At 70.4% G+C, this 15,986-nt stretch carries 16 protein-coding genes; 7 read left to right on the top strand and 9 right to left on the bottom strand.

The genetic code is table 11. From position 1 onward, the window contains the following. Nucleotides 1–12: 12 nt before the first annotated feature. A complete protein-coding gene (locus ACIBHX_RS29360; RefSeq protein WP_397070526.1) occupies nt 13–633 on the bottom strand; it encodes a TetR/AcrR family transcriptional regulator in 621 nt (206 codons plus the stop codon). A gap of 57 nt (nt 634–690) precedes the next feature. Here ACIBHX_RS29360 and ACIBHX_RS29355 point away from each other — a divergent pair, with 57 nt between their 5' ends. Both ACIBHX_RS29355 and ACIBHX_RS29350 read left to right on the top strand, forming a co-directional pair. Further along, entirely contained in the window at nt 691–1,680 is a 990-nt protein-coding gene (locus ACIBHX_RS29355) for an MBL fold metallo-hydrolase (protein WP_397070525.1), read from the top strand. Nucleotides 1,681–1,682: 2 nt separating this feature from the next. Next, nucleotides 1,683–2,054, top strand: coding sequence for a VOC family protein (locus ACIBHX_RS29350; RefSeq protein ID WP_397070524.1), 372 nt, complete (start codon nt 1,683–1,685; stop codon nt 2,052–2,054). 196 nt (nt 2,055–2,250) lie between these two features. Here the strand turns inward: ACIBHX_RS29350 and ACIBHX_RS29345 are convergent, their stop codons facing one another. After that, complete coding sequence (locus tag ACIBHX_RS29345; RefSeq protein WP_397070523.1) at nt 2,251–3,084, bottom strand: LLM class F420-dependent oxidoreductase; 834 nt, start codon at nt 3,082–3,084, stop codon at nt 2,251–2,253. Nucleotides 3,085–3,168: 84 nt separating this feature from the next. On the opposite strand from ACIBHX_RS29345, the gene ACIBHX_RS29340 reads away from it, so the two are divergent. Next, nucleotides 3,169–4,563, top strand: a complete 1,395-nt coding sequence (locus ACIBHX_RS29340) for a purine-cytosine permease family protein (RefSeq protein WP_397070522.1) — start codon at nt 3,169–3,171, stop codon at nt 4,561–4,563. 80 nt (nt 4,564–4,643) lie between these two features. Here the strand turns inward: ACIBHX_RS29340 and ACIBHX_RS29335 are convergent, their stop codons facing one another. Next, nucleotides 4,644–5,921, bottom strand: a complete 1,278-nt coding sequence (locus ACIBHX_RS29335) for a Glu/Leu/Phe/Val dehydrogenase (protein WP_397070520.1) — start codon at nt 5,919–5,921, stop codon at nt 4,644–4,646. 209 nt (nt 5,922–6,130) lie between these two features. Here ACIBHX_RS29335 and ACIBHX_RS29330 point away from each other — a divergent pair, with 209 nt between their 5' ends. The 3 genes from ACIBHX_RS29330 (at nt 6,131) to ACIBHX_RS29320 (ending at nt 9,536) form a co-directional block, all read left to right on the top strand. Further along, nucleotides 6,131–7,660: an alkaline phosphatase D family protein gene (locus ACIBHX_RS29330; protein ID WP_397070519.1), complete on the top strand. Its 1,530-nt coding sequence runs from the start codon at nt 6,131–6,133 to the stop codon at nt 7,658–7,660. A gap of 66 nt (nt 7,661–7,726) precedes the next feature. Continuing rightward, a complete protein-coding gene (locus ACIBHX_RS29325; RefSeq protein WP_397070518.1) occupies nt 7,727–8,308 on the top strand; it encodes an RNA polymerase sigma factor in 582 nt (193 codons plus the stop codon). Beyond that, nucleotides 8,301–9,536 carry a CU044_5270 family protein gene (locus ACIBHX_RS29320; RefSeq protein WP_397070517.1) on the top strand — a complete coding sequence of 412 codons (1,236 nt, stop codon included), beginning with the start codon at nt 8,301–8,303 and terminating at the stop codon, nt 9,534–9,536. The genes ACIBHX_RS29325 and ACIBHX_RS29320 overlap by 8 nt, the downstream gene beginning before the upstream one ends. A gap of 66 nt (nt 9,537–9,602) precedes the next feature. On the opposite strand, the gene rocD is transcribed toward ACIBHX_RS29320, so the two are convergent. The 4 genes from rocD to ACIBHX_RS29300 all read right to left on the bottom strand — a co-directional run bounded on the left by rocD (nt 9,603) and on the right by ACIBHX_RS29300 (nt 13,151). Next, the gene (gene rocD / locus ACIBHX_RS29315) at nt 9,603–10,811 is read right to left on the bottom strand and encodes an ornithine--oxo-acid transaminase (protein ID WP_397070516.1); all 1,209 of its coding nucleotides are present in this window, start codon (nt 10,809–10,811) and stop codon (nt 9,603–9,605) included. Continuing rightward, the gene (gene ddaH, locus ACIBHX_RS29310) at nt 10,812–11,609 is read right to left on the bottom strand and encodes a dimethylargininase (protein ID WP_397070515.1); all 798 of its coding nucleotides are present in this window, start codon (nt 11,607–11,609) and stop codon (nt 10,812–10,814) included. It abuts the gene before it with no gap. A gap of 108 nt (nt 11,610–11,717) precedes the next feature. After that, entirely contained in the window at nt 11,718–12,188 is a 471-nt protein-coding gene (locus ACIBHX_RS29305; RefSeq protein WP_397070514.1) for an Lrp/AsnC family transcriptional regulator, read from the bottom strand. An 18-nt stretch (nt 12,189–12,206) separates the two neighbouring features. Then, nucleotides 12,207–13,151 (bottom strand): isopenicillin N synthase family dioxygenase, encoded by a 945-nt coding sequence (locus tag ACIBHX_RS29300; protein ID WP_397070513.1) that lies wholly within the window; start codon nt 13,149–13,151, stop codon nt 12,207–12,209. Nucleotides 13,152–13,198: 47 nt separating this feature from the next. On the opposite strand from ACIBHX_RS29300, the gene ACIBHX_RS29295 reads away from it, so the two are divergent. Beyond that, a complete protein-coding gene (locus ACIBHX_RS29295; RefSeq protein ID WP_397070512.1) occupies nt 13,199–14,365 on the top strand; it encodes a hypothetical protein in 1,167 nt (388 codons plus the stop codon). Here ACIBHX_RS29295 and ACIBHX_RS29290 read toward each other — a convergent pair. Both ACIBHX_RS29290 and ACIBHX_RS29285 read right to left on the bottom strand, forming a co-directional pair. Next, entirely contained in the window at nt 14,362–15,090 is a 729-nt protein-coding gene (locus ACIBHX_RS29290; protein ID WP_397070511.1) for a vWA domain-containing protein, read from the bottom strand. The two genes, ACIBHX_RS29295 and ACIBHX_RS29290, sit on opposite strands and share 4 nt — an antisense overlap. Further along, on the bottom strand, nt 15,087–15,842 hold the full coding sequence (locus ACIBHX_RS29285) for a hypothetical protein (RefSeq protein ID WP_397070510.1): 756 nt from the start codon (nt 15,840–15,842) through the stop codon (nt 15,087–15,089). Before ACIBHX_RS29285 ends, ACIBHX_RS29290 begins: the two co-directional genes overlap by 4 nt. Nucleotides 15,843–15,986 lie beyond the last annotated feature (144 nt).

The raw sequence follows: 15,986 nt of genomic DNA, 5'->3' as shown, positions 1-15,986 counted from the left end.
GTGGGTCTGGGGTTAGGGGGTGGGGTGGGTGAGGGAGTGGGCGAAGAGGGTGGCGTGGCGGGTGATGCGGTGGTGGGCGGTTTCGCGTTGGTCGGGGGTGGCGGCGTCGTGGAGCCAGAGGAGGCGGGCGTGGGCGATCGGTGCGAGGAGGGCGTAGGCCAGGTCGTCGGGTGAGCCGAGCGACGGGTCGAGGTCCCAGGAGGCGAAGATCTCGGCGAGATGGTGGAGGGCCTGCTCGATTCCGGCGGCGAGCACGGGGTCGTGGATGAGGCCGTCGCGGGCCACCAGGCTCATGACCTGGCGCGCCCTGGGCGTGTCCCAGGCTTCGAGTAGCTGGGCCGCGAACGAGCGGACGAACTCCGCCGGATCCGCGGGCGCCGAGGAGATCGCGACCATCGCCACCTGCGGCCCGGCCAGCTCCATGGCGGCCTGGTAGATCGCCTGCTTGCCGTCGAAGTGCGCGTACAGGACGCTCTCGCTCAGCCCGACCTCGCGGGCGATGGCCCTGATGGAGGTGCCCGCGTACCCGTGCTGGGCGAACAGCCGCAGCGCGGCGTCCACCAGGGCCGCCTTGGTGTCGCCTGCCTCCGCCTTGGGCGGGCGGCCGGGCCGTCGTCGGATCGTCGTGCTCACGAAGCCATCCAATCATGAGGGTTGATAAATAAGCGAGCGTTCGATTATTTTGAGGGCATGTCGATGTCACACATTCCCGACCGAGAGATCGCCGAGCGTCCCCACGGATACGGCGGTCCGAACCTGTCACCCACCGGCCTGCGCCACCTGCCGCACGCCTTCGCCGACGGCGTCTACGCGCTGATGGCCAACATCCCGCCCAAGGACAACAACGGGCTGATCGCCGGCAGCCGCGCCGCGCTGGTGGTCGACGCCGGTATCACGCCGGACATCTCCCACGAGCTGCAGAAACTGGCTGGGGAGCTGACCGACGCGCCCGTGCGCTACCTGGCCAACACGACCTACCACGGCGACCACACCTTCGGTAACGCGCAGTTCCCCGACGACGTGGTGATCGTCACCTCGCGCGCCAACAAGGAGAACATGGCCGACCTCGCCTACGAGAAGCAGGTCAGGTCGGGCAACATGTACGGCGACGAGGCGATGTTCGACCAGGTCACCACGTGGCGCACGCCCGACCTGGTCTTCGACTCCTACGCCGAGCTCGACCTGGGCGGCAGGCAGGTCCAGCTGTGGCACTTCGGCCCAGGCAACGGCCCGGGCGACACGGTCGTCTACGTCCCCGACACGCGCACCGCCTGGACCGGCAACTTCCTGTGCCACGCCGGCACCGCGCACATGCTGCTGCAGGGCGGCCCGCTGCCGTACCTGGACTCGCTGCGCAAGATGCGGCAGACGCTGCCCGACCTGGACACGATCGTCCCCGGCCACGGCCCGATGGGCGACGGGCACGCCGCCATCGACGCGCTGATCGGCTACCTGGAGCGCCTGCACGAGGAGGTCGCGGCGGCCGTCAAGGCGGGCAAGCCGCTGGAGAAGGTCGTCACCACCGACCCGTACGCCCAGGGACTCGATCCCAGCCTGGCCGCGGCGATGGCCGCCTACGGGGAGCGCGCCCAGCAGGGCATGCTCGCGCTGTGCCGCGACCTGCACCGGCTAAACGTGCTGGCCACCTACCGTGTCTACACCGGCCGACATACCGTGTAAGCATGGCTGTGGACCTGAACCACACGATCGTGCCGTGCCGCTCCAAGCGCGCCTCGGCCGAGTTCCTCGGCGAGATCCTCGGGCTCGAGGTGGGCAAGGACTGGGGGCCGTTCACACCGCTCGAGACCAGCAACGGTGTGACGCTCGACTACATGGAGTCGGACGGGTTCGAGCCGATCCACTACTGCTTCATCGTCACCGAGCAGGAGTTCGACGACATCTTCGAGCGCATCCGCGAGCGCGACCTGCGCTACTGGGCCGACCCTGGCCACGCCAAGTCCGGCGAGATCAACCACCTGTTCGGCGGCCGCGGCGTCTACTTCGACGACCCGAACGGCCACAACATGGAGGTCATCACCGCGCCGTATGCATAACTCTCAAAAGACTTCTGTTGTACGGCAGGCCGCCCCACCGGCCGCCCGCCGTACGTCGGCTGAGGGCCCGTGACCGGCGCTTCTGGCGAGTCGGTGATTGTGGCCCGCCGTAACGGCGCCTTCTGGACGTGGCACGGGGCGTCCGGTTCAGGTCTCACGGGCGCTTTCCACGCGAACGGGGGCTGCGCACGGCTGGTTAGAGCTGGGTCAGCGGGGTCAGGGAAGCGACGCGGTCGGGGGTCCAGGGGCCCTCGGTGATGAGGATCGTGTGGTCGATGCCCAGGTCGTGGAACTCCCGGAGTTTGGGAACGAGGGCGTCGGCGGTTCCTTCCAGGCGGGCGCTGACCGTCTTCTCGATGGCGTCGTAGGGGCGCCCGACGGCCTCGCAGTGCTTGGCCAGGACCGCCAGCTTGTGCGGAAGCTGGCCGGGAATGTCGAACAGGTTGCAGGCGTCGCCGTACTCGGCCACCAACCGCAGCGTCCGCTTCTCGCCGGTGCCGCCGATCAGGATCCTGGGCCGGGAGATCGGCAGCGGGCTGCCGACCGGGCGGCCGAGCCGGTAGTGCCTGCCTTCGAAGGGGCTCTGGTCGCCCGACCACATCCGGTCGGCGATCCGCAGCGTCTCCTCCAGCCGCTCGAATCGTTCGGTCGTGGGCGGCAGGTCCAGGCCCATCGCGTCGGCCTCCATCTGCTGGTACCCGGCGCCGATGCCGAGCCAGGCCCGCCCGCCCGACAGCGCGTCCACCGTGGTGACGGCCTTGACCAGCAGCGCGGGCGGCCGGAACGTGACGCCGGCGACCATCGTGCCCAGCCGGACCCGCGTCGTGCGGGCCGCCAGGTAGCCGAGCGTGGTGTAGGCCTCCAGCATCGGGTCGTCGATGGAGGCGCCGGGCACGACCATGATCAGGTGGTCGCCGACCCAGACGGTGTCGATCCCGGCCGCTTCAGCCGCCTCGACGACCTCCGTCAGCCGCTGGGCGATGGTGCCCGCCGGGTAGGAGAAGTCGGTGATGTTCAGGCTGAGTTTCATGCCTTCACCTTCCCCGCGTGACGAAGGGCGCACATCGCCCAGGTGGTGATGATTCGGGTAACCCCCTGGGTGTACCGTCCGATCATGGACACCATGGCCGTGGAGCAGAACGGCATCAACGCGGTCACCCTCGAGGAGCGGCACGGCAGGCCGAGGGACCTGTTCTGGCCGTGGGCGGGCTCCAACCTGTCGCTGTTCGGGGTCGCCTTCGGCGTGTACATCGTGGGCCTCGGGCTGGGCGTGTTCCCGGCCATCATCACCGGGACGCTGGGTTACCTGCTGTCGTTCGGGCTGGTCGGTCTGGTGGCGATCGGGGGCACCCGCTCGGGCGTGCCCACGATGACGCTGGGCAGGGCGGCGTTCGGCTACCAGGGCAACAAGCTGCCGGCCGTACTGTCCTATGTCTCGAACGTCGGCTGGGAGACCGTGCTGGTCACGCTGTCGGCGCAGGGTGGGGCGGCGATCCTGGGGCGGCTGGCGCCGGGGCTGAACCCCACGGTGGCGACCGCGGTGTGTTTCGCGGTGGCGGCGCTGGTCGTGGTCGCGGTCGGGGTGTTCGGGCACGCGATGATCATGGCGGTGCAGCGGTACCTGACGTACGCGTTCGTGGCGCTGACCGTGGTCTACATGGCGCTGATGGTGCCGAAGCTGGGCACCAGCCTGCCGACCACGGGCGGCCCGGGGGCCTGGGTGGGCGGGATCATCTTCGCGATGACGCTGCTCGGGCTGGGCTGGGTCAACTGCGGCGCCGACTACTCCCGCTACCTGCCGGCCGACTCCAAGCCCGGCTCCGTGGCGCTGTGGACGACGCTGGGCGGGGCGCTGCCGCCGACGGTGCTGCTGGTGTTCGGCGTGCTGCTGGCCGGGGGCGATCCGAAGCTGGCGGGGGAGGCGGCGGCCGACCCGGTGGGGGCGCTGGCCGGCGCGCTGCCGACCTGGTTCCTGCTGCCGTACCTGCTGACCGCGATCGGCGGCTTCCTGGCCGGGGCGATCATGGACATCTACTCGTCCGGGCTGTCCATGCTGGCGCTCGGCGTGCCGATCCGGCGGCACTACGCGGTGCTGGTGGACGGCGTGCTGATGGTGCTCGGCGGGTACTACCTGCTGTTCGTCTCCGACAGCTTCTTCGGCACCTTCCAGGCGTTCCTGGCGATCATCGGGGTGGTGATGGCCGCCTGGGTGGCGATCTTCCTGGTCGACATGTGGCGCCAGCGCGACGGCGGACGCCTCTACGACGAGAGCCTGCTGCGGGCCGGGGCTCCCGCCTTCAACTGGCCGGGGCTGATCTCGCTGGTCGTGGCCTCGGTCGTGGGGATCGGGCTGATCACCTCGACCGATCCGAACATCGCCAAGGTGGTCGGCTTCCTGATGAGCGACTCGATGAAGCAGGGGACGTTCGGCGCGGCCAACATCGGCGTCATCGTGGCGCTGGTCCTCGGCGGACTGCTCTACCTGGTGCTCAAACCGCGCAGGCGTTAGCTCATGCCCCCGACGCTCGCAGGCCCGCCCATGGTCCGGAATCGGTCCATGGGCGGGCCAGGGGGCTACTCAAGTAGCTATCAGGGGTAGAGGCCGCGCATCTGGTGCGCCTCGGCGACGCGGCCGACGCCGATCACATGGGCGGCCTGGCGCAGGGTCAGGTCGCGGTCGGCGGCCAGCGACTTGACCTCGCCATAGGCGTTCTGCATCAGGTCGCGCAGCTTCATCTCGACCTCGGCGGCGCTCCAGGAGTAGGCCTGCATGTTCTGCACCCACTCCAGGTACGACACGATCACCCCGCCGGCGTTGGCCAGGATGTCGGGCACGATCACGGTGCCGTTGGCGGCCAGGATCTCGTCGGCCTCCGGGGTGGTGGGGCCGTTGGCGCCCTCGACGACGAGGCGGGCCTTGATCCGCGGCGCGTTCGCTGCGGTGATCACGCCTTCCAGCGCCGCCGGGACCAGCACGTCCACGTCCAGCTCGAACAGCTCGTCGTGGGAGAGGGCGTCGGCGTGGCGGTAGCCGTACACGCCGCCGGACTCGGCCACCCAGGCCCGCAGGTCGGAGACGTCCAGACCCGAGGCCGAGTAGACCGCGCCGGAGACGTCCGACACCGCGACCACGCGGCAGCCGGCGTCGGCGAGGTACTGCGCGGCCAGCGCGCCCACCTTGCCGAAGCCCTGGACCGCCACGCGCACGCCCTCGGGCGAGCGGCCGAGCGCGGCCAGAGCCGCGATCTGCACGCCGCGCGAGGTCGAGCCGGCCCTGCCCAGCGAGCCGCCCAGCGTCATCGGCTTGCCGGTCACCACGCCGGGCACCGAGTAGCCGGTGTTGACGCTGTAGGTGTCCATGATCCAGGCCATGGTCTGCTCGTCGGTGCCGACGTCGGGGGCGGGGATGTCCTTCTCGGGGCCGATCAGCGGCAGGATCTCGTTGACGTAGCGGCGGGTGAGCCGCTCCAGCTCGCGGGTGGTGAGCACGGTCGGGTCCACGGCCACGCCGCCCTTGGCGCCGCCGTAGGGGATGCCGACCAGCGCGCACTTCCAGGTCATCCACATCGCCAGCGCGGTGACCTCGTGGATGTCGGTGCTGGGATGAAAGCGGATGCCGCCCTTGGCGGGGCCGCGTGAGACGTTGTGCTGGACGCGGAAGCCCTGGACGACGTCCATCCGCCCGTCCTCGCGGCGGACGGGCACCGACACGGTCAGCGAGCGGCGGGGCGTGGCGAGCATCGTGTGCAGGCCGTCGTCGAGGCCGAGATGCGCGGCCGCCTGGTCGAGCTGGTGGAGTGCGGAGTCGAGAGCCTGGCGTCCCGGGGTGATCTGGGCCGGCGTCCTTGACGGCACCATAACGGTCATGGAAGAGGTTCCTCCTGTTATGGACGCCCTTAAAGCGGGAAAGGCGCCATTGCCTAACCCATTTGGGCGTTCTTTTCTGGATCATCCTAAGGCGTCGCCGTGGAGATCCCGTTGTCCATAAATCCAAGCCGCTCATGGGCGTGCTGGGAACGCGCCACTCTGGCAGGCTTGAGATCGGTACTGTGCCGATCTGTCACATCGGGGGTGCGATGCAGGAGCTCGTGGTCGGGCCGATGCTCCGGTACGTGGATTCCACCAGCGCGTCCATCTGGGTGGAGACGGCCGAACCCGGCGTCGTGACCGTGGAGGCGGGCGGCCGGGCCTACGACGACCGGACGTTCACGGTGCACGGGCACCACTATGCGCTCGTCGACCTCACCGAGCTGACGGGCGACGTCGACTCCTACCGGGTGCTCGTGGACGGCGAGCAGGTCTGGCCGCTGGAGGGCGCGCCGCCGAGCCGGATCCGCCTGCTGCCACCCGGCGGGCCCGAGAAGATCGTCTTCGGCTCCTGCCGAACCAGCGTCCCGAACGACGCCGCCCACGTCCGCACGCACGGCGAGGATGTGCTGCGCAGCTACGCCAAGCGGCTGAAGGAGCTGGACGAACGGCCCGACCTGCTGATCATGCTCGGCGACCAGGTCTACGCCGACAACCCCTCGCCCGACATGCTGGAGTTCATCCGGTCTCGCCGCTCCACCGAGCCCACCGGCGAGGTCGCGGACTTCGAGGAGTACGCCCAGCTCTACCTGCGCGCCTGGAGCGAGCCGGACATCCGGTGGCTGCTGTCCACGGTGTCCACCGCGATGATCTTCGACGACCACGACGTGCGCGACGACTGGAACACCTCCCAGACCTGGCGCGCGCAGATGGCCGCGACCCCGTGGTGGCACCGCAGGGTGGTGTCGGGGCTCGGGGCCTACTGGATCTACCAGCACCTGGGCAACCTGTCCCCGGCCGAGCGGGCGGCCGACCCGCTGCTGGCCGCGCTGCGCAAGGGCGACTCGGCCGCGCTGGACGCCTTCGCGGAACGGGCCGACGCCGAGCCGGAGAGCACCCGGTGGAGCTACGCCCGCGACCTCGGCGGCACCCGGCTGATCATGGTCGACACCCGGTGCGCCAGGCGGCTGACCCCCGGCGACCGGCGCATGCTCGACCCGGCGGAGTGGGAGTGGCTGCGCGAGCAGGTCACCGCTCCCGCGGTGCGGCTGGTGATCGGCTCGTCGATCCCGTTCCTGCTGCCGGAGGGCGTGCACCACATCCAGAACTGGAACGAGGCGCTGTGCGACGGGGCCTGGGGAAGGCCCATGGCGCGCTGGTCGGAGACGTTCCGCCAGGCCATCGACCTGGAGCACTGGGCGGCCTTCCGCCGCTCGTTCGACGACCTGGCCAGGCTGCTGATCAAGACCGGCATTCCGGTGGTGATCCTGTCCGGCGACGTGCACTTCTCCTACCTGGCCAGATCGCGCAACATCCGGCAGGCCGTCTGCTCGCCGATCCGCAACCCGCTCAGCCGCGTGCTGCGCCTGGTCAACGTGGCCAGCCAGTTCGGCCTGGCCGCCGCCATCGGCGGCCTGCTGGCCAGGGCGGCCCGCATCCCGAAGCCGCCCATCCGCTGGCGGATCACCGACGGGCCGTGGTTCCAGAACGCGCTGGCCACACTGACGTTCCCCGACGAGGTGACCTGGCACGGATCCACCGGCGACCGGCTCCAGCTGATCGGATCCGTGCGGCTGTAATTTCGTGGGAACCGGTCCTGCGCGTGCGGTCAAGAACAGGGTGACCGCATGAGAGAGGACCGGTAGGTGCTATCAGAGACGCTGGACGACTCGGTGCTCATCGGGCAGTCGCTGACCGAGCCTGAGAGTTTCGCCGCGCTGTTCGATCGGCACGCCGACGAGATCTTCCGTTATGCCGCCAGGCGCCTGGGCCTCGAGCTCGCCGACGACGTGACGGGCGAGGTGTTCCTCGTCGCATTCCGCGCGCGCTCGCGCTACGACCGCGCCTGGCCCGACGCCAGGCCCTGGCTGTACGGCATAGCCACGAAGGTCATCGCGCAGCACCGCAGGGCCGAGCGCCGGCGCACCCAGGCCATGGCGAAGGTGAGCCCCGAGCGGCCCGGCGGGTTCGACGACCGCAGCGCCGACCGCGTCACGGCCGAGCAGCTGCAGCCGCGGCTGGCCAGGGCGCTTGATCGGCTCAACTCGGCCGAGCGCGACCTGCTGCTCCTGGTCGCCTGGGCCGACCTCACCTACGAGGACGCGGCGGTGGCCCTCGGCGTCCCCGTCGGCACCGTCAGGTCCCGACTGCACAGGCTCCGCGTCAAGGTGCGCAGGGCTCTCGGCGGCATCGACCCCTTCGCAGCAGAGGAGCCCCAGCATGGATGACGAGATCCAGTTCTTCGCGCAGGGCCGCCCCGCGGCCCCGCCGTACCCGAGCGAGGCCCGTGACAGGGCGCGCGACCGGCTGCTGGAGGAGGCGCGCGGGGGGCGCGCCTTCACCTTTCGCTTTCCGCGCCTGGGCTGGCAGGCCGCGGCCGCCTTCGGGGTGACCGTCACCCTGGTCGGGGGCGTGGCCGTGGCACTGTCCGGCCAGCAGGGCGGCGGGGTCGCCTCGCCGGCGGCCGTGGCCTCGGTGGTGCCGCCGGGCCTCCCCGGTGACCTGAATCCGCAGGCCGGCCAGTACATCCTGGTCGAGTCGGACACCATGTACACCTCGGAGTCGATGGGCAAGGACGGCGCTTCCAGCCATTGGCTCTACCGGACGCACCGCAAGATCTGGCAGTCGGTGGACGGCAGCAAGGACGGCCTGCTCATGATCCAGGGGCTGCCCGCCAAGCCGTGGCCGGGGGAGAAACTGCCCAAGGAGGCGCTGGCCGAGGGCAAGGGCGAAACGCCCTGGTGGAGCCGGCTGGCGGCCTGCCCGCAGCGGCTCGGGGACGCTCGGCGCGACTACGCCTACCTCAGCACGCTGCCCACCGACCCTGCGCAGCTGCGTACCCGCTTCTACCAGCACACGGACACGGCGGGCAAGGACGTCTCGGTCGACGACCAGGCCTGGGAGAGCGCCACCGAGCTGCTCAACGAGACCTACATGCCAAAGGCGCAGCGTGATGCCTACTTCGAGGCGCTCAAGTCGATCCCCGGCGTGAAGGTGGCCGAAGGGGTGGAGGACTCGGCGGGGCGCAAGGGCGTGGCGCTCGGGCGGGTGGCGCACGGGCAGCTGGTGCAGTTCATCTTCGACCCCGACAGCCACCTGCTCATGGGCGAGCGCGCCACGGTCGTGGACGCGGGCGTGGCCAAGGCTCCGGAGGGCAGTGTGATGGCGCTGACCGCGCAGACGTCGATCACCGCCGTGGACTCGCTGCCGGTGGAGGCGAAGTCGGAGGGCAAGGACGCCAGCTGCGACCCGCAGAACGGCGAGCAGTTCAGCAGCTCGATGCCGTCGGCCAGCGAGCCGCCGCCCCTCCCGACGGATGAGGCGACCATCACGGCGACCATGGAGGCATCACCCACGCTCCCGACAGAGCCTCCGCCGGGTGATGATCCGCTCAGCGAATCCACCGCGACGGCAGAGCCTCCCAAGAACGAAGTCCCCACGGATCTGCCGAGCTAGCGATCCGATGACCTGCCCGGGCCAGCCGTCTCGGGCAGGTCATCGGAGTACTCGCGTGGAAGACCCCTAGCGGATCGTGGCGATGACCTCGGCGAGCTGGCCGAGGGCCCACAGCATGTCCTCCTCGGAGATGACGATCGGCGGCGCGAGCCTGATCGTCGAGCCGTGCGTGTCCTTGGCCAGCACCCCGCGCTCCATCAGGCGCTTGGACACCTCGCGGCCGGTGGCCAGCGACGGGTCGATGTCGACACCCGCCCACAGACCGCGCCCGCGCACCGTGACCACGCCGTGGCCGATCAGCTCGCGCAGCTTGGCGTGCATGATCTCGCCGAGCTGGGTGGCCCTGGCCTGGAACTCGCCGGTGTTCAGGATCTCGATCACGGCGTTGCCGACCGCGCAGGCCAGCGGGTTGCCGCCGAACGTCGAGCCGTGCTGGCCCGGCTGGATGACACCGAGCACGTCCTGGTCGGCGGCGATGGCCGACACCGGCACGACGCCGCCGCCGAGGGCCTTGCCCAGGACGTAGATGTCGGGCACGACGCCCTCGTGCTCGACGGCGAAGGTCTTGCCGGTCCTGCCCAGACCCGACTGGATCTCGTCGGCGATCATGAGGACGTTGTTCTCGGTGCACAGCTCGCGCACCTGGGTCAGGTAGCCGTCCGGGGGCACCAGCACGCCCGCCTCGCCCTGGATGGGCTCGACCAGGACCGCGACCGTGTTGGCGTCGATGGCCTCGCGGATCGCCTCGGCCGAGCCGTACTTCACGACCTTGAAGCCGGGCGTGTAGGGGCCGAACTCGTCGTGCGCGTCGGGGTCGGTGGAGAAGCTGATGATCGTGGTGGTGCGGCCGTGGAAGTTGTCCTCCATCACGATGATGGTGGCCTGCTCCGGTGCCACGCCCTTGACCTGGTAGCCCCACTTGCGGGCCACCTTGATCGCGGTCTCGACGGCCTCGGCGCCGGTGTTCATGGGCAGGATCATGTCCTTGCCCGTCAGGTCGCCGAGCCCGGCGCAGAACTGCGCGAACTGGTCGTGGTAGAACGCGCGGCTGGTCAGCGTCAGGTTCTTGAGCTGCTCCTGGGCCGCCTCGATGATCTTCGGGTTGCCGTGGCCGAAGTTCAGGCTCGAGTATCCGGACAGGAAGTCGAGATAGCGCTTGCCCTCGACGTCGGTTACCCAGGCACCGTGCGCCTCGTGGATCACCACGGGAAGCGGGTGATAGTTGTGCGCGCTGCGGCGCTCGCTGATCTCGATCAGCTCTGAGCTGGTAGTCATTTAGATTTCCCCCCTAATTTCCAGTGTGCAGCACTTGGGCCCGCCGCCCGCTTTACGCAGCTCCGACAGGTCGACGGGGATCACGTCGTAGCCTCGGCGCTTGAGCTCCAGCTGGAGCTCGGTGGCCTCGGCGTTGATGACGACGTTGCGCCCGTCGCTGACCGCGTTCAGCCCCAGCACGGCCGCGTCCGCCTCGCTCGCGATCACGGCGTCGGGGAACAGTGACTCGAGCACCCGGCGGCTGCCCTCGGAGAAGGCTCCCGGGTAGTAGGCGACGTTGTGCCCGTCAAGCGGGAACAGCGCCGTGTCGAGGTGGTAGAAACGCGGGTCGACCAGCCGCAATGAGACTACCGGCCGTCCGAGGTACTCTTGCGCCTCGTTGTGGGCGGCCAGGTCCGTGCGGAACCCGGTGCCCGCCAGCACGAAGTCATCCAGGGTGAGGAAGTCGCCCTCGCCCTCGTTGACGTGCTCGGCGGCCTTGGCCTGGTAGCCGCGGTCGGTGAACCAGCGCAGGTAGGCGGGGCCCTCGGCGGCGCGCTCGGGGAAGGTGAACCGCGCGCCGTACACGCGACCGCCGACGACCAGCGCGCCGTTGGCGGCGAAGACCATGTCGGGCAGGCCCGCGATCGGGTCGATCAGGCTGACCTTGTGACCGAGGCTCTCGTAGGCCGCCTTCAGGCCCTCCCACTGCCGGATCGCCACCTCGCGATCGGCGCCGGCCTCGGGGTCCATCCACGGATTGATGGCGTACTCGACCGTGAAGTGCTCCGGGCGGCACATCAGGAAGTGCTTGGGCATTCAGGACTCCGTCTGAGGGGTCGTTGGGGGACGGAGACAGCCTAGAAATGCATGAATATGCAGGCCAAGACCGCGACATTGCGTGTTCGCGCGGGTCTGTTGCGAATCTCAGCCCTTCACGTGCGATCCGTTGCGCACCGGGATCGCCTCGTCGACCAGGCGAGACAGCACGATCACGCTCTTGGTCCTGACCACGAACGGCTCGGCCGCCAGGCGCTCGATGACCCGCTCCACGTGCCGCACGTCCGTCGCGCGGATATGCAGCAGCGCGTCGGCCTCGCCGGTGATCGTGGCGGCCCCCACTACCTCGGGAAATCTGGCCACGGCCAGCCCGATGTCGGACGGCTTGGTCTTGCCCTGGCAGAACAGCTCGACGTACGCCTCGGTGGTCCAGCCGAGCGCCTGCGGGGCCACGCGGGCACTGAAACCCGTGATCGCGCCCGCCTCCCTGAGCCGGTCGACGCGCCGCTTCACCGCCGACGCGCTCAGCCCCACCTGATGGCCGATGTCGGCATATGTCGTCCGCGCATCCTCGACGAGCGCCCCGATGATGTCGCGGTCAAGCCTGTCCAGTTCCACAGAGACAGGTATACCGACTCAGAGCACGTCGTCGCTGAGGGCGGGGAAGACCTTGGACACCTTGCTCAGCAGGTAGGCGCCGTAGGGGCCGGTGAAGGCGCGCAGGTCCTGGCCGTCCCAGCGGGGGCGGGTGCCGGGCGCGTACGGCAGGGGCGGGACCTCGCTGTCCCAGCCGGGGTCGAAGAAGAAGGGGAAGCTGAGCCGCTCGTTCCCGCTGAGGTTGCGGACGCGGTGCGGCGTCGAGCGGTAGGCGCCGCCGGTGAGCTTGTCCAGCATGTCGCCGATGTTGCAGACGAACGTGCCGGGGATCGGCGGTGCCTCGACCCAGCCGCGGGGCGTGTGGACCTGCAGGCCGGAGTTGGCGTCCTGGAGGAGCAGCGTGAGCAGGCCGTAGTCGGTGTGCTCGCCGACGCCCCAGGAGTCCGCGTCCGGCGTGGAGGGCGGGTAGTGGAAGATCCGGAACAGGATGGTGGGGTCGGCGGTGTAGGTGCTGCGGAAGTAGTCCCGGTCCAGGCCGAGGCTGAGCGCGATGCCCGACATCACCGTCTGCGCCACGCCCGTCATCGTGTCGAGATAGGCCAGCACCGCCTCCCTTAGCGCCGGGACCTGGTCGGGGAACAGGTTCGGGCCGTGCAGCGGCAGGTCACCCGGCGGGAGCTCGGCGCCGAAGTAGAGCCCCTCCTTCAGGTCCGGCTCGCCGGAGGTGAGCTCGCCGCCGACGGGGAAGAAGCCGCGCCAGGCCCGCCCGCCGCGGTCCATCGAGATCTCGCCCTTGACGTCCTCGGGCAGGGCGAAGAAGCGCCGGGCCGCCGTGTCGAGGCGTTCGACGAGCTCCGGCGGCACGCCGTGCCCGCAGACGTAGAAGAACCCGCTGTCGCGGCAGGCGGCCTCGATCTCGTCGGGCACCCGTCCTGGGTCCCCGCTCGTGAGTGGTGCGATGTCGATTACCGGCAATTCGCTCACTCGCCCATTGTTCCGCATTAGCGTGGATATCCCGGGTTGGAGGCCAGATGCGCTTGGCTCGCCGGAAGCAGGACACGCCCGCGGACGAGGTCGTCCGCATCGCCCCCGCCGTCGCCTACGACGGCGATCTCTACCACCCGCCCGACTGGCGGCAGCGCCGCGGGCAGGAGCGGGAACTGGGCCGCGGTCACGCGGCCGAAGGACAGATCGACACGCTGACCCTGGAGACCGGCAGCGTGCCGCGCTTCCACGAGCTGGAGGACGAGCGCCTGGCCGAGCTGGCCAACGTCGAGGACTGCGCGGAACGCGAGCAGCAGCGCGCCCGCGCCGAGTTCGAGTCGCAGAAGATCAGGCTGGCCGAGTCGCAGCGCGCCTTCGGCGAGGCCCGCCAGGCCCTGGACGACACCCGCCGCCACCTGGCCGAGCTGGAGCAGCCGAGCAGGCGTCCCGGCGACGGCCGCCCCGGCTCGATCGCGCTGTCGGGCAGCCGCTGGCCGGTCGTGCGCCGCTGGCTGCCGGCCGCGCTGCTGCTCGTCCTGCTGCTGATCGTCGAGGTGCCCATCCTGTACCAGGTCATCCTCAACTGGGGCGACAGCGTCGCCATGACGGCCCTGCTCGCCGCGGGTGCCGCCCTGATCATGCTGGTCGCCCCGCACATGTACGGCAGGGCGTTCCGTGCCTGGCAGGAGGCGGGCAGCCCGGCCAGGGGCAGGTGGCTGCTGGGGTTCGTCGCCCTGGCGTGGCTCGGCCTGATCGGGGCCGTAGCCGTGCTGCGGCGCGACGCCCTGGTCAAGCCGCTCGTGGTGGACGGCCAGAACATCGGCCCCACCTCTGACGGCGCCGGGCAGCTGCCCACCATGATCCTGCTGCTGGCGCTGCTGGTGGCCACCGCGCTGATCGCCGCCGACCTGGGCCGCAGGATGCACAACCCCAACGACCGCCGCCTGCGCGAGCTGCGCGCCAAGCGGGACGCCGAGGCGGCCACCTGCGCCCGCGCCCAGGCCGACTACCAGCGCGACGCCGGCTACGCCGAGAGCGTGGCCCAGTACGTCCAGGCCGCGGAGCGCCGCCACGCCGGCCGGGTCAGGCAGCTGGACAGCGGCTTCGAAAGCCTGGCCACGGCCTACCTCGGCGGGGTCGTGGAGGGATTGCATGATCCCGAGGCCGCCAGCTGGGCGGAGCGCATCGTGTCGCGCCGCCGGTCGGTGCCTTAGAGCAGGTCCACGGACGTCGCTCCGGCCACCTCGAAGGCCTCCTTCCAGAAGCTCTCGAGCAGCGGGAAGCGGTCCGGGCTCGAGGTCTTGTTCCGCAGGAAGCCATGGACCGTGACGGCGTATCCGGTCAGGTCGGGAAGCAGGTGGGCGTCCTTGAGTTCCTTGATCTTGGCGGCTCTCGCCCGGTCGCCGAGGTCGAGCTTGTTGACGTTCAGCTCGCCGCGGTTGTTGATCAGGTCGCTGAAGACGATCAGCTGGTGGGCCGCGTCCGGCCGGCGCTGGGCGGCCAGCTGCTTGGCCACGTAACGCAGCGCGCCCAGCACGTCGGAGCCCTGACCCTCGGCAGGGCAGTCGAACAGCTTGGCCGCCCTCGGCAGCACCTCGGTGACGCGGTGTGCCCGGATCTTGTCCGCCACCACGGGGTTGTCGTTGGGGTTCTCCTGCCTGGTCGCCGCGATGGACACCGGGTCCTGGCGGCACGCGCTGCTCTCCGAGTTCCCGGTCACGGCCGCGAACGCGATCCAGTCGCAGCCCTGCGCGAAGGCGGGCAGCTTCGAGCTCACGTCCTGGCGCGAGGCCGCGGGCTCGGCGTAGGAGGTGGAATCCACCACGGCCCCGCACACGGCCTTCGCCTCGCTCCCGCATCCCGCCACCCCACCCGCCACGACCAGCAGCGCCACCAGCGCCGCGGCCACCCGCCGGCCGCCCGGCGCCTGCGCCATCACGCCCCCTCTTCGTGGTCGTCCGGCGGGGCCGGTTCGGGTTCCGGATCGGGGGAGGGCAGGGCCGGCCGTACCTGGTGGTGCCAGAGCTCGATGCGGTGCTCGACGTCCTGGAGGATGCGGCCGAGCTCCTGCGTGCCCTCCGTCAGCGTGGGCGGCCGGGTGGTGGCGGCGACCTCGCCCTTCCACAGCGGCGGCAGCTCCTCCCTGCGCGGGTGGGCGCTCATCACCCCGCTGCGGTAGGCGGCGATCAGGACGTCGGCCTCCGCCTGCGTGGCCGCCACGGCGTGCTCCCGCTCGGCCAGCGCGCTCTGCCACTCCTGGGCCAGCTGCTCGATCCGCGTGCGCGCCCGCTGGAGGGTGTCGCCGGCCGCCCGCACCACGTCCCGGCGCCTGCGCTCCTCTCGCCGCCACCTGGCCTCGGCGATCGAGATGAACGCGTCCTGGCCGCCGGCCGCGGGGAGCGGGCGGTGGCCGTTGGCCTGTGGCACGTCCGGTCGCGACAGCTCGCGCAGGATGGTCTCGCGCGCCTCGGCTGCCTCACGCAGCAGCGCGGTACGGCGGGCCACCAGCCCTCTGTCGATCTCGGCGACGCGCTGCCGGGAGCGGGCACGCAGCTCGGAGACGTAGGCGGGCTGGGACTCGGGATCGGTGAACTCGCCTAACGGGTGCTGCCTGGCATCGCGCGCACCCTGCCGGTACGCGGCGTCCCGTTCGTGCGTCCCCCGCGTGAACAGCCGTGACCAGAACGCCATCCGCGTCTCCCGGCTAGACCCGAGCCGTGCCTGCCTCCCAGCCTAAGCGCGCAATCCCCGAAATATCCGCGCATATCCATCCCGGGTACGCGAAAGGCCGGGCACCGTGATGGCGCCCGGCCTCGTTGCGGGTCAGCGGCCTTC

Origin of the sequence: Nonomuraea sp. NPDC050536 (assembly GCF_044457685.1) — a bacterium.
Classification (GTDB): Bacteria; Actinomycetota; Actinomycetes; order Streptosporangiales; family Streptosporangiaceae; genus Nonomuraea.
This window is presented reverse-complemented; position numbering and strand designations above follow the sequence as displayed.

Bases quoted from the DNA above. Each gene is read 5' to 3' on its own strand.
- ACIBHX_RS29355 (WP_397070525.1), top strand. From the start codon at position 691: ATGTCGATGTCACACATTCCCGACCGAGAGATCGCCGAGCGTCCCCAC.
- ACIBHX_RS29350 (WP_397070524.1), top strand. From the start codon at position 1,683: ATGGCTGTGGACCTGAACCACACGATCGTGCCGTGCCGCTCCAAGCGC.
- ACIBHX_RS29345 (WP_397070523.1), bottom strand. From the start codon at position 3,084: ATGAAACTCAGCCTGAACATCACCGACTTCTCCTACCCGGCGGGCACC.
- ACIBHX_RS29340 (WP_397070522.1), top strand. From the start codon at position 3,169: ATGGACACCATGGCCGTGGAGCAGAACGGCATCAACGCGGTCACCCTC.
- ACIBHX_RS29335 (WP_397070520.1), bottom strand. From the start codon at position 5,921: ATGACCGTTATGGTGCCGTCAAGGACGCCGGCCCAGATCACCCCGGGA.
- ACIBHX_RS29330 (WP_397070519.1), top strand. From the start codon at position 6,131: ATGCAGGAGCTCGTGGTCGGGCCGATGCTCCGGTACGTGGATTCCACC.
- ACIBHX_RS29320 (WP_397070517.1), top strand. From the start codon at position 8,301: ATGGATGACGAGATCCAGTTCTTCGCGCAGGGCCGCCCCGCGGCCCCG.
- rocD (WP_397070516.1), bottom strand. From the start codon at position 10,811: ATGACTACCAGCTCAGAGCTGATCGAGATCAGCGAGCGCCGCAGCGCG.
- ddaH (WP_397070515.1), bottom strand. From the start codon at position 11,609: ATGCCCAAGCACTTCCTGATGTGCCGCCCGGAGCACTTCACGGTCGAG.
- ACIBHX_RS29295 (WP_397070512.1), top strand. From the start codon at position 13,199: ATGCGCTTGGCTCGCCGGAAGCAGGACACGCCCGCGGACGAGGTCGTC.
- ACIBHX_RS29285 (WP_397070510.1), bottom strand. From the start codon at position 15,842: ATGGCGTTCTGGTCACGGCTGTTCACGCGGGGGACGCACGAACGGGAC.